The 10,899-nt window shown below is 68.5% G+C and carries 12 protein-coding genes and 2 tRNA genes; 6 read left to right on the forward strand and 8 right to left on the reverse strand.

Going from position 1 to position 10,899, the window contains the following annotated elements; genetic code table 11:
• From AC1RRV_RS03040 to AC1RRV_RS03050, 3 genes are all read right to left on the reverse strand, one after another.
• On the reverse strand, window positions 1-76 hold a 76-nt coding region (locus AC1RRV_RS03040; protein WP_418161963.1), incomplete at its 3' end, for a hypothetical protein.
• 50 nt (window positions 77-126) lie between these two features.
• Window positions 127-200: transfer RNA gene (locus AC1RRV_RS03045), tRNA-Gly, on the reverse strand.
• A gap of 108 nt (window positions 201-308) precedes the next feature.
• Window positions 309-394, reverse strand: a tRNA-Tyr gene (locus AC1RRV_RS03050).
• A gap of 173 nt (window positions 395-567) precedes the next feature.
• Here AC1RRV_RS03050 and rlmB point away from each other — a divergent pair.
• From rlmB to AC1RRV_RS03065, 3 genes are all read left to right on the forward strand, one after another.
• Window positions 568-1,404, forward strand: coding sequence for a 23S rRNA (guanosine(2251)-2'-O)-methyltransferase RlmB (gene rlmB / locus AC1RRV_RS03055; protein ID WP_492858107.1), 837 nt, complete (start codon window positions 568-570; stop codon window positions 1,402-1,404).
• Window positions 1,405-1,655: 251 nt separating this feature from the next.
• On the forward strand, window positions 1,656-3,290 hold the full coding sequence (stpX, locus tag AC1RRV_RS03060; protein WP_492858108.1) for a stalk-specific protein StpX: 1,635 nt from the start codon (window positions 1,656-1,658) through the stop codon (window positions 3,288-3,290).
• A 123-nt stretch (window positions 3,291-3,413) separates the two neighbouring features.
• Window positions 3,414-4,154, forward strand: coding sequence for a TerC family protein (locus AC1RRV_RS03065; RefSeq protein ID WP_492858109.1), 741 nt, complete (start codon window positions 3,414-3,416; stop codon window positions 4,152-4,154).
• Between the two features lie 41 nt (window positions 4,155-4,195).
• Here the strand turns inward: AC1RRV_RS03065 and AC1RRV_RS03070 are convergent, their stop codons facing one another.
• Genes AC1RRV_RS03070 through AC1RRV_RS03080 form a run of 3 tightly spaced genes read right to left on the reverse strand, consistent with a single transcriptional unit; the run spans window position 4,196 to window position 6,746 of the window.
• Entirely contained in the window at window positions 4,196-4,621 is a 426-nt protein-coding gene (locus tag AC1RRV_RS03070; protein WP_492858110.1) for a hypothetical protein, read from the reverse strand.
• A complete protein-coding gene (locus AC1RRV_RS03075) occupies window positions 4,618-5,643 on the reverse strand; it encodes a phosphotransferase family protein (protein ID WP_492858111.1) in 1,026 nt (341 codons plus the stop codon). The genes AC1RRV_RS03070 and AC1RRV_RS03075 overlap by 4 nt, the downstream gene beginning before the upstream one ends.
• Window positions 5,640-6,746, reverse strand: coding sequence for an Rv3169 family protein (locus tag AC1RRV_RS03080; protein ID WP_492858112.1), 1,107 nt, complete (start codon window positions 6,744-6,746; stop codon window positions 5,640-5,642). Before AC1RRV_RS03080 ends, AC1RRV_RS03075 begins: the two co-directional genes overlap by 4 nt.
• A gap of 108 nt (window positions 6,747-6,854) precedes the next feature.
• On the opposite strand from AC1RRV_RS03080, the gene AC1RRV_RS03085 reads away from it, so the two are divergent.
• Window positions 6,855-7,232 carry a DUF423 domain-containing protein gene (locus AC1RRV_RS03085; protein ID WP_492858113.1) on the forward strand — a complete coding sequence of 126 codons (378 nt, stop codon included), beginning with the start codon at window positions 6,855-6,857 and terminating at the stop codon, window positions 7,230-7,232.
• Here AC1RRV_RS03085 and AC1RRV_RS03090 read toward each other — a convergent pair.
• Window positions 7,223-8,440, reverse strand: coding sequence for a multidrug effflux MFS transporter (locus tag AC1RRV_RS03090; RefSeq protein WP_492858114.1), 1,218 nt, complete (start codon window positions 8,438-8,440; stop codon window positions 7,223-7,225). The two genes, AC1RRV_RS03085 and AC1RRV_RS03090, sit on opposite strands and share 10 nt — an antisense overlap.
• A gap of 114 nt (window positions 8,441-8,554) precedes the next feature.
• Between AC1RRV_RS03090 and AC1RRV_RS03095 the strand changes: the two genes are divergently transcribed.
• Window positions 8,555-9,547: an alpha/beta fold hydrolase gene (locus tag AC1RRV_RS03095; protein WP_492858115.1), complete on the forward strand. Its 993-nt coding sequence runs from the start codon at window positions 8,555-8,557 to the stop codon at window positions 9,545-9,547.
• Between the two features lie 9 nt (window positions 9,548-9,556).
• On the opposite strand, the gene AC1RRV_RS03100 is transcribed toward AC1RRV_RS03095, so the two are convergent.
• The gene (locus AC1RRV_RS03100) at window positions 9,557-9,817 is read right to left on the reverse strand and encodes a low temperature requirement protein A (RefSeq protein WP_492858116.1); all 261 of its coding nucleotides are present in this window, start codon (window positions 9,815-9,817) and stop codon (window positions 9,557-9,559) included.
• An 89-nt stretch (window positions 9,818-9,906) separates the two neighbouring features.
• Here AC1RRV_RS03100 and pip point away from each other — a divergent pair, with 89 nt between their 5' ends.
• Window positions 9,907-10,896 carry a prolyl aminopeptidase gene (gene pip, locus AC1RRV_RS03105; protein ID WP_492858117.1) on the forward strand — a complete coding sequence of 330 codons (990 nt, stop codon included), beginning with the start codon at window positions 9,907-9,909 and terminating at the stop codon, window positions 10,894-10,896.
• Window positions 10,897-10,899: the final 3 nt, after the last annotated feature.

A 10,899-nucleotide genomic window follows, 5' to 3' on the forward strand; every position in this document is an offset into this window, starting at 1 on the left:
TCTTGCCATGGTCAACGTGACCAATCGTGCCGATGTTGCAGTGCGGCTTAGTGCGTTCGAACTTTTCCTTGGCCATCGTCTCTACCTTCGCGCCGGCGGCTGTTGTTGGGATGTAACTCGGGGAGCTGGAGCGGGTAGCGGGAATCGAACCCGCGTCCTCAGCTTGGAAGGCTGCTGCACTACCATTGTGCTATACCCGCCCAATCACCCAATAGGGGCTAGCGGGGTCGCGATCGGCTCCCGGTCTCTGGCTCTGGAGCGCCCTTTTTGCCTTAAGACCGGCCTGCCCTCGGAACTCGTCGCGTGCATGGTGGGGGAAGCAGGACTCGAACCTGCGAAGGCGTACGCCAGGGGATTTACAGTCCCCCCCCTTTGCCACTCGGGACATTCCCCCAAGCACGCGACGGAGTTCCGAAGCCGGCGGCCTTTACCCGGTCCGATGCGCAACAGCAAGCCGTTGAACTTCGAACTGGAACAAAAGCTTCTTTAGCCGGTGACGGACGGTGCTAAGAGCAGCGCCGGTCGGCCGAGAAACCCTTGGGGCCCCAAATCGGAGCGCGTCTTATAGTGTCCTCTCATTCCGAACGCAACGACCGGAAACGTCCTTCTGCACCTGGACGCGATTTTCGTTCCAAGCCCCGGAAAGAGAACAACTTTTCCAAGGGCCAAGGTGACGCCAAGGACTGGATCTGGGGAACTCACGCCGTCGAAGCGGCGCTTTCGAACCCGCATCGCCCGCCGCCGAAGCGCCTCCTGGCGACCCCGGACCGCGCCAAGCGACTCGCGCCGAATCTGCAGAAACTTTCCTGCCTGCAGGTGATGGAAGGCCAGGAGATCGCCCGACAGCTGCCACAGGGCGCCGTGCACCAGGGCCTGGCGCTGAAGATCGACGAGCAAGAGGCCCTGTCGATCGCCGAACTGGGGACCCCGGCCAAGGGCCTCCTGGTCATGCTGGACCAGATCACCGACCCGCAGAACATCGGCGCCATCTTCCGCTCGGCCGCCGCCTTCGGCGCCACGGGCGTGATCCTCCAGGATCGCCACGCGCCGGCGCTGTCGGGCGTTCTGGCCAAGACCGCCGTCGGAGCCGTCGACAAGGTCGCCCACGCGCGCGTGGTCAATCTGTCCCGCGCCCTGGAAGAACTGGCCGACCTCGGCTGGCGCGCCGTCGCCTTGGCCGGCGAGGCCGAGGAAAGCCTGGAGGCCGTGCTCGACCATCAGCCGACCGTGCTCGTTCTGGGTTCCGAAGGCGAAGGCGTCCGCCGCCTGGTCGCCGAGCACTGCGACGCCCTCGGAAAGATCCCCATGCCGGGCGGCTTTGAGAGTCTCAATGTGTCAGCCGCCGCCGCGATCGCGCTCTATGAGGCCGCCAGAGTTCGCGTGAAGGATGAAATGGGTTCGTGAATCCCCGTTAACCGTTTTGATTTCGTCGCAAGCACGTGCTCTTCTCGCGAACAGTGATCCGCGAGCGCTGCTTCGCGGAGGATTCTGACATGGGATCGGGGGACCCGATGTTTGGGAATAAGGTACGCTTAGCCGCTCTGGCCACTTCGGCGGCCGGGGTTCTCTTGCTCGCCGGCTGTAGCGCCGGCGATCAGGGCCCTTCGGCGCCGCCGACCAGCGACTACCGCGCGGAATCGAGCACGCCGGACTTGATGGGGGCTCCGCCGCCGCCAAGCGCCGGTCAAGCGCAGGACGGTCTGCTGGGTGGTCCCAGCGCGCCCGGAAGCGTCAGCTCACGTCCGCTGTCCGCGCCGAATTCGAACCTGAAGACCTGGCGCCGCGCCGACGGCACGCTGGTGACCGCCATGCGTCCGGTTCCGAACCCTGGCGGCGCGCGTCATGCGGCGCATGCGGCTCCGCATGCAACCCAACGCGCCGACGTCGCCGCGACCGGCGACACCCGCAGCTGGCGTCGCGCCGACGGCACCCTGGTCACGGCCATGCGTCCGGTTCCCAATCCGAAGGGCGCGCGCCGCGTCGCTTTGGCCCCGCGCGCTCACGCCACCATCGCGACGGCGCCCGTCGCCCGTCCGGTCGCTCACGCCGCCGCCAAGCCGGTCGTCGCGCCCAAGCCCGTCGCCAAGCCCGCCGTGGTCGCGGCCGCCAAGCCCGCACCCGCCAAGCCGGGGGTGGTGAAGCCCATCACGCCAAAGACCGTCGCGCCCGCGCCGGCGCCCCTGAAGGCGGCTCAACCGGCCAAGCCGACCACGCCGCTGATCAAGCCGCCGGTCGTGGCCGCCGCCAAGCCTGTCGCCCCGCCCGCCGCGCCGCCGAAGGCCGCCAAGCCGGCCACCAAGCTCGAGAAACTGCAGGCCGCCGTCGCGACCGAAGCCACCAACGGCGCGGTCCTGGCCGCCGGCGAGAGCCTGTCGAAGAACCAGCCCGGCCAAGTGACCCTGTCGCTGCCGACCACCCTGGGCGATCTGATCAAGAAGGAAGCCGCCAAGCTGGGCCTCAGCAAGGCCGCCAGGAAGACCAGCGCCTACGCCCAGCTCTCGGGCGACGGCTATGAGGTTACCCCGAACGGTCGCCAGACCGCCGTGGTCAAGCCCGGAGAGCCGGCCACCTTCGCCTGGCAGGTCAAGCCGGGTCCGGAAGCCAAGGGCCAGCTGAAGTCGGAGTTCGGCGTCGAGCTGAACGGCGCCAAGCCCCCGCAAGGCTTCGCCCTGGGCACGATCACCAAGCGGGTCTTCGCCGTGCCGGAGCAGGTCAAGAAGGGCGTCGGCGGGATGGATCTCGGCGCGCTGAACGGCAAGGTCTCGCTGCCGGGCCTGGGCCCGACGTCGATGAAGACGGTGCTGGGCGCGATCCTGGTGCTGTTGGCCCTGGCCATCCTGGTCGGCGTCTCGCGCAACGCCGCGGCGAGCCGTCGCCGCGCCGAACGCCAGCGCAAATACCGCACGCAGTCCGACTACGGCCGCAACGAGATGGAGTTCGAGCCGCCTCAACCGGCCCAGACCTCGTACGTGAACCCGTTCATGGCCGCCGCCGGCGGCGCGGCGGTGGGCGCGGTGGCCGCCACGGCCATGGCGCGTCATGACCAGCATCAGGCCCCAGCGGAGCCGGAACCGGTCACCCAGGCCTACGAGGGCCATCCCTTCGCCGCGCCCGAAGAGCCGACTCACAACCCGCATGTCGAGGCTCATCCGGAACCGCAAGCTCCCGTCGAGCATGTCCAGGCCCCCTACGCGCCGCCGGCGACCGCGCCCGCCGCTGGCCATGATCATGGCGACCACGTCCAAGGTCATGAGACCCAGCCGGCTCGGGAACCCGAACCCGTCCACTGAGCCTGACACCGAAAGCGGCGCCCCGGATCACCGATCCGGGGCGCCTTGCTTTTGGCCTGTTCTCTTTCGCCCGCTGGCCCATTGCGTCTTGCATCGTCGCGCGCGTCGCCCCATTGAGGACGCATGTTTGAAGCACTGACGGCCCAGTTGGGCGCCCTGCAGGGACCTTTGATGGCCCTGCTGCAAGTCCTGATGATCGACCTGGTCCTCGCCGGCGACAACGCCGTGGCCGTGGGCCTGGCCGCGGGCGGCCTGCCGCCCAAGGAACGCAAGAAGGTCATCCTCTACGGCTTGGCCGCCGCCGTCGTTCTGCGTATCGGCTTCGCCCTGATCACCGCCTGGCTGCTGGGCGTTATCGGCCTGCTGCTGGCCGGCGGCTTCCTGCTGCTGTGGGTCTGCTGGAAGATGTGGCGCGAGATGCGCGAGCAGGCTTCGCATGATCAGGCCGACGCCATGGCCATGATCGACGGCAATCCCGCGACCGAACCCCGTGTCCGCCCGGCCAAGTCGTTCAAGGCCGCCTTCATCCAGGTGTTGATCGCCGACGTCTCGATGTCGCTGGACAACGTGCTGGCCGTGGCCGGCGCCGCGCGCGAGCACCCCGGCATCCTGATCTTCGGCCTGCTGCTGTCGATCGCCCTGATGGGCCTGGCTGCCAGCGCCATCGCCAACCTGCTGCACAAGCACCGCTGGATCGGCTTCATCGGCCTGGCGATCGTGCTCTATGTCGCTGCGCACATGATCTGGGAAGGTCACCGCAGCGTCGTCATGGACCTGAACAAGACCGCTGCCTACAACGCCGCCGCTCCCGGGTTCCTGGACATCAGCTCCGACGAACTGGCCAAGCACAACAAGCACAAGTAGCCGGCCCGCTTGGCGCCAGGAATGACGACCAACCGGCGCGCTCAGCGCGCCGGCATGGGAGGCAAGTCCAGCCGGCGCAGGTCCGCCATCTTGGCGTAGAGCCGTAGGATCGCGTGATGACGTGGGGTGTCGCCTCGCGCTTCCACGGCTTCATGCAGCCCGATCAGCGCCTTGCGCAGCGCCGCATTGACCCGATCCAGCGCTGAGAAGGTCACGTCCTCCGTGGACGGAAGGCCCGCGACATAGAGGCCGTAGTCTTCCGCCGCCTCGACCAAGGTCGCGCGGATCAAGGCGCTCTCCGCCACTCTCGCTGCCGCGCCGCGTTCGGCCTCCTGGGCCGCCAACAGGGACAGGATCGCGACGATTCCGACCTTGCCTGCCATGAACTCGCCCTGCTGCTCCGGCGGCCCCGCATCCAGCATGCACAGGAAGTTGCCGACCAGGATGTCAGGCAGGCTGGGCGTCATGACAGGCCCTCCAGACGCATCAGGGCGGCGGCCAGGATCTCGTCGTGCCGCCGGGCCGTGTACCAGCCCGAGACCGCCAGGATCGGCTCCTTGAAGCCGCCGTCGCGATATTCCTTGGCCGCCGAGGTCCAGATCGCCTGGCCCTTCACGGCGGAAAACAGCGACCACCAGGACAGCGCCGTCTCGTCGATCGGCAGGCCGCTGGCCCTGGACCAGATCGAGAGCGCATCGGCGCGCGGGATCATGCCGGCGACATTGGCGGCGTCGAAGTGACCCCACAGCGGATCGATCGCCCAGGCGAGGTCCTCCAGCGGATCGCCGAGGTGAACCATCTCCCAGTCCAGAACGGCCAGGATCTTCCCTGCCCCGTCGTGCAGGAAGTTGCCGGTGCGATAGTCGCCATGCACCACGCGCACCGCGCTGGCGGGCGGCGGCGGCCGGCGGCGCAAGGCCCGGATGGCGGCGCGGACGATCGGCTGCGGATGCTGCTCGTCGGCCTCGATCACCTCGGCCCACTGGTCGAGCGCCACACGCCAGCAGTCCTCGGGCGCCGGGGCCGGGGCCGCCTTGGCCAGCGGCAAGTCGGCCGGGTGGGCGGCGGCGATGGTCCCGAGGATCGAGAAGAACGCTTCGCCGATCGCGCGCGCCTGGGCGCCGTACGGCAGGACTGTGAACGGCGACGCCGCCGCCCCGCCATCGACCCGCTCCATGACGAAGAACGGCCGCTCCAGCTCTGCTCCCTCGGCGTCCATGACCACGGGGCGCGGCGCGGGCACGCGGTCGTGGAAACTTTCCAGGGCCAGGTACTCCAGGCTCCGATCGGTTTCGATCAGGCTGCCGGGCGGATCGCGGCGCAGGATCAGCGCCCGGGTTTCACCATCGACGCGGGCGGTGAAGCGATAGGTCTCGCGACTGGCGCCGCCGGGGATGCGGGAAAGATCGGCGACCGTCACCGGCGTCGCCCAGGTCCGGCTCAGATACGCCTGCAGGCGTTCGGCCAGCGTCGCGGGACCCGCGCTCATGGGGCCATATCCAGGATCGAGGCGAAGCCCGAGGGCCCGTGCGGCCCGATCGCCAGCTGCTCGAAGACGCCGCGCCCGACACGCGAACGCCCCTCCCCGTCGACATAGGTCACCCGGCTCAGCGCCTGGACGTGGAGCAGATGCGGCATCCGCCGATCGAGCTCGGCGGTGACGAAGTCCTCGCGTTCGATCTTCAGCTCGCCCTGGTTCTGGCCATGGCCCCAGGTGGGGTGGTTGTAGCCGAGGCCCAGCATGAAGAACTCCGCCTGGGGCGCAATGGTCATCGAACCGTCGGCGCCCAGGTCGAGGCTCGCGGCCGAGGCGTGGCGCGTGGCGCTCCTCCACTGGATGGCGCAGGCGGACTCGGCGAAGCCGCCGAACGCCTCCTCGCGACCGCCGTCCTCCAGCCAGACCGCGCGGCGGTTCCAGGCCCGGCCCAGCTCGTCGTCATTGGTGTGGAAGAACAGGCTGCCGTCCTCGAAATTGCACGGAGCCCACAGCCAGAAGAACTGCGGCAAGGCCGGCGGGACCTGTTCCTGCGGGTCGCGCGCGCCTATCGGACGGACACCCCAGGAGCGGTCGCGCGTGCCGACGAAGCCATCGACGCGGGTCCGCACGCCGTCGACCTCGACCCAGCCCGTGTAGCGGCCGTTCTGGGTGAGACGCGTGTAGTCCAGCAGGGTTCGGGGCCCGGTGCGTCGGACGAAGCGCGGCTCCTCGATCGGGAAGGCGCGGCCTTCGAAGACGATCTCGGCGGCGATCCCCTGCTCCGGCGCCGTGACGGTCAGCTTCAGGCGTTGCAGCGGTTGGAGAACCTCGATGGCGATCGGGCCGACGGTCAGGTCCATCCGCTCCATGCGCAGCCAGCGGCTGGCGTGGAGGTTCACCTGGCGGCCGTCCCTCATCACGCAGAAGGCGGCGTCGGCGATGTTGAGGTGGGGATAGACCCCGAATGCCGCGGCGAAGAAGAGGTCTCCGCCATCGCCTTCGGGTGCGTAGCCGTTGAAGAAATAGCGGTCGTAGAAGTTCCGGTCCGTGCCGGCATAGGCCACGGGCTCGGGCGTCTGATGGATCGGATAGTCGTCGCCCCAGGTGAGCGCCATGCCGTCCTCCCCTGTTCGCGCCGGGTCTCTGTCGGACCGGCTTTACGTCCAGGTGAACGACGTTAAGGTCGCGCCCGACGATTGCAACGGTGACGGAGCGTAAGGCCGATGGCTGGGTGGACTTCCAGAACCTGGACGAGCCTCGCGGCGATCAGCGGCCTGCTGGCGGTGGCGTTCGGCGCCTTCGCGGCGCACGGCATGACCGAGCCGAAGCCGATCGAATGGCTGCACACCGGTTCGCAGTACCAGATGGTCCACGCCTTGGCGGTGTTCGCCGCGTTCGGGCTTCATCGGGCCGGCGCCAAGAGCATGGGCGTCGTCGCGGCGCTCTTCCTGGCCGGAACCCTGCTGTTTTCGGGCTCGCTATACGCCATGGCGCTGGGCGGACCGCGCGGGCTGGGCGCGATCACGCCGCTGGGCGGGCTGGCATTCTTGGCCGGCTGGGCGCTGCTGGCCTGGCGGGCCTTCCGGCTGCCTCAGGCCTGAACCTTCTTCGCGCCAGGCAGGGCCAGCAGGAAGATCGCCAGGGCCGAGCCGACCAGACAGGCGAACATCACGCCCGCCACTGGACGCGGCGTGCCGTCATGCAGCTGGGCGCCGACCCAGGAGGCGAGCGCTCCGGCGCCGAAAGAGGCCGAGCCCATAAGGGCCGAGATCGAGCCGGCGCGGCGCGGGTCGACACTGAGCGCGCCGGCCATGGTGTTGCCGCCCATCAGACCGTAGATCGAGAGGGCGCAGAACAGCAGCGGCAGCACGGTCCATTGGCCGCCCCAGCCAGTCCAGGCCGCCAGGGTCAGCAGGAACGCCGCGACGATCGAGGCGATGCTGGCGTTGCTCAGCACCTGGTCCGGCAGGTATCGGCGCAGCAGCAGGCGGTTGACCTGACTGGCGCCGATGATGCCCACCGCGTTGAAGGCGAAGATCAGGTTGAAGACCAGCGGCGTGTGGCCGTAGGTCCCCATCACCAGGTCTGGCGCGCCCGAGATGTAGGTGAAAAGCACCGCCCCGTTCAGCGCCCCGGCGATGGCGTAGCCCATCAGCCGACGCATGCCCAGCAGGGCGATATAGGCCTTCAGCGGGTTCTCGGACCGGGCCTGGGCCTCCGTCTCGGCCGAGCGGGATTCCGCCAGGCTGACGGTCACCCAGAGACCGATGATCACGCCGAACCCGGCCAGGACCCAGAACACCCCGCGCCAGCCGGCGAAATACTGCACCACGCCGCCGAGCTGCGGCGCGAGCACCGGGGCGAGACCCATGATCAGCATCATCAGCGACAGCACGCGGGCGGTGTCCGCATGACTGAAGCGATCGCGCACGACGGCGCGGGCGACGACCGCCCCGGCGCAACCGCCCAGAGCCTGGACGAAGCGCGCGGCGATCAGGATTTCGATGGTCGGGGCCAGGGCGCAGACCACCGAGGCCGCCAGGAACACACCGATCCCGATCAGCAGCGGCGTGCGCCGACCGAACCGGTCCGAGGCCGGGCCATAGACGAACTGGCCGATGGCCATGCCCGCGAAGAAGGCCGCCAGGGTCGCCTGGGTCTGTTCCGGCCCCGCGCTCAGCGACCTGCCGATCGACGGCAGGCTGGAAAGATACATGTCGATCGACATCGGCGCGAAGGCCGTGAGCGCGCCCAGAAGCAGGACGAGGCGCCACTGAACGGCGGCGGGCGACGGGCTGGTGTCGGTCATGGCCCGCTTCTACCCCCTTTCGCCCCTAGGGAAACCTCAAATGGCGCTTGCCCGTCCAGCGAGAGCGCTCCAGGGTGATCATCAATCACATAAGAAATCGGGAGGGGCGCAAGCATGACCGTCACAAATCAGGAGGCCCCGCCCCTTCCCGCGCCCCGGTACGCGGACGTCAACGGCATCCGGATGGCCTATTACGAGGCAGGACCCCGCGAGGGCGTGCCGATCGTCTTCTGCCACGGCTTTCCCGAGCTCGCCTTTTCCTGGCGCCACCAGATCGCCGCCCTGGCCGCCGCCGGCCGTTGGGTGATCGCCCCCGACCAGCGCGGCTACGGCCTCACGCCCGGTCCGGAGACCGTCGAAGCCTATGACATGGAGCACCTGACCGGCGACCTGGTCGGCCTGCTCGACCATCTGGGTGTCGAGAAGGCGATCTTCGTCGGCCATGACTGGGGCGGCATCGTCGTCTGGCAGATGCCGCTGCTGCACCCGGACCGGGTGGCGGGCGTCATTGGGCTCAACACCCCCTTCACGCCGCGCCTGCCGATGGATCCGATCGCGATGTTCCGCAACGCCTTCGGCGAGGACATGTACATCGTCCACTTCCAGAAGCCCGGCGAGGCCGACGCCCAGCTTGCCGCCGACGTGGAACGGACGATCCGCTTCTTCATGCGCAAGCCCCGGGGGACCCAGGACGACTTCCTGGCCCGCCCCGCCGAGCGGCGCAGCCTGGCCCTGCAGGAGGCCTTGGCCCACTACGATCAGACGAGCGACGACAACCAGTTCCTCACCGCCGCCGAACTGGCCGTCTTCGTGGAGGCGTTCCAACGCACCGGCTTCACCGGCGGCATCAACTGGTACCGCAACTTCAGCCGCAACTGGGAGAAGGCCGAAACTCTGCCGCGCCGCATCGACGGCGTGCCCTGCCTGATGATCATGGCCGAACTGGACGTGGTCCTGCCGCCGGCCATGGCCGATCGCATGGGCGATCAGATCGCCGACCTCGAGAAGGTGCTGATCGAAGGCAGCGGGCACTGGACCCAGCAGGAGAAGCCCGCCGAAGTGAACGTGGCGATCCTCGACTGGCTGGATCGGCGCTTTCCGCTCTAGTTCCGCGCCCTAGTTCCGGGAGGCGATCATCGCCTCGGCGCGCCGACGCATGGCGGCGGCCAGCTGCAGCATGGCCAGGGCGGAAACCGGATCGCGTTCGCCCGCGCGCAAACTGTAGACGCTGGCCATGGCGAACAGGGCCTCGGCGCGGTCGACGCCTTCGGCCCCGAACATCTCGCCAATCTGACGGTCGAGCTCGGCCAGCTGAACCGGGTTCAGCATCTCGAGCAGCTCGTCGTCGGTATAGTCTTCAGGCGCTAGCTGAGTCATCGCCGCACCATACAGAACCGAATGAAAGGCATGAACCCAGGACGTTCCTCCGTTCACAGGCGGCGACAAAACACGTTAGGGTCGCTCTCATGGATCGTAACGCCTCCGCCGCCGCCATGAGTTCCGTCGGCCGTCGTGGCCTCTTCCGCGAGGTCGAGCCCTTCTCGTTCGGCTGGATGCAGACCGGCGGCCCACACGAGATCTACTACGAGGAATGCGGCAACCCGCGGGGCAAGCCCTGCGTGATCCTGCACGGCGGCCCGGGCGGCGCGGTCAATCCGACCATGCGGCGGTTCTTCGATCCGGCGAAGTGGCGCATGACCCTGTTCGACCAGCGCGGCTGCGGCCGCTCGCGTCCGAACGCCAGCCTGGACGACAACACCACCTGGAGCCTCATCGAGGACATCGAGCGCCTGCGCGAGCATCTGGGCGTCGAGAAATGGACCGTGTTCGGCGGCTCCTGGGGTTCGACCCTGGCCCTGGCCTACGCCATCAAGCATCCCGACCGGGTCGACGGCCTGGTCCTGCGCGGCATCTTCCTGCTGACCCAGAGGGAGCTGCGCTGGTTCTATCAGGAAGGCGCCTCGATGCTGTTCCCCGACGCCTGGGAGCGGTTCCTGGCTCCGATCCCGGAGGACGAACGCGGCGACCTGATGAGCGCCTATCACCGCCGCCTGGTGGCGCCCGACCGACGCGTCCAACTGGAAGCGGCCGCCGCCTGGAGCCAGTGGGAGGGCGACACCATCTCGCTCCGAGGGCCGGAGGCCCGTCCCCCCAAATTCAACGAAGAAGACTTCGCGATCGCCTTCGCGCGGATCGAGTGCCACTTCTTCACCAACGCCGGCTTCTTCGATCAGGACGGCTGGATCCTGAAGAACATCGACAAGATCCGCCACATCCCCGGCTGGATCGTCCAGGGTCGGTTCGATGTGGTCACGCCGCTGGACAGCGCCTGGAAGCTGCACAAGGCCTGGCCCGAGGCGCGGTTCGACATCGTCTGGGACGCCGGCCACGCCTCGACCGAGCCCGGCGTCATCGACGGCCTGATCCGCGCCACCGAGGCAGCGCTGGTCAGCTAGACC

It is taken from the genome of Caulobacter sp. GW821-FHT11E10 (assembly GCF_058808375.1).

What these genes read in the sequence shown, in the direction of transcription:
- stpX (WP_492858108.1), top strand. Translation starts at nt 1,656, where the DNA reads ATGGGGGCTCCGCCGCCGCCAAGCGCCGGTCAAGCGCAGGACGGTCTG.
- AC1RRV_RS03065 (WP_492858109.1), top strand. Translation starts at nt 3,414, where the DNA reads ATGTTTGAAGCACTGACGGCCCAGTTGGGCGCCCTGCAGGGACCTTTG.
- AC1RRV_RS03070 (WP_492858110.1), bottom strand. Translation starts at nt 4,621, where the DNA reads ATGACGCCCAGCCTGCCTGACATCCTGGTCGGCAACTTCCTGTGCATG.
- AC1RRV_RS03075 (WP_492858111.1), bottom strand. Translation starts at nt 5,643, where the DNA reads ATGAGCGCGGGTCCCGCGACGCTGGCCGAACGCCTGCAGGCGTATCTG.
- AC1RRV_RS03080 (WP_492858112.1), bottom strand. Translation starts at nt 6,746, where the DNA reads ATGGCGCTCACCTGGGGCGACGACTATCCGATCCATCAGACGCCCGAG.
- AC1RRV_RS03085 (WP_492858113.1), top strand. Translation starts at nt 6,855, where the DNA reads ATGGCTGGGTGGACTTCCAGAACCTGGACGAGCCTCGCGGCGATCAGC.
- AC1RRV_RS03090 (WP_492858114.1), bottom strand. Translation starts at nt 8,440, where the DNA reads ATGACCGACACCAGCCCGTCGCCCGCCGCCGTTCAGTGGCGCCTCGTC.
- AC1RRV_RS03095 (WP_492858115.1), top strand. Translation starts at nt 8,555, where the DNA reads ATGACCGTCACAAATCAGGAGGCCCCGCCCCTTCCCGCGCCCCGGTAC.
- AC1RRV_RS03100 (WP_492858116.1), bottom strand. Translation starts at nt 9,817, where the DNA reads ATGACTCAGCTAGCGCCTGAAGACTATACCGACGACGAGCTGCTCGAG.
- pip (WP_492858117.1), top strand. Translation starts at nt 9,907, where the DNA reads ATGGATCGTAACGCCTCCGCCGCCGCCATGAGTTCCGTCGGCCGTCGT.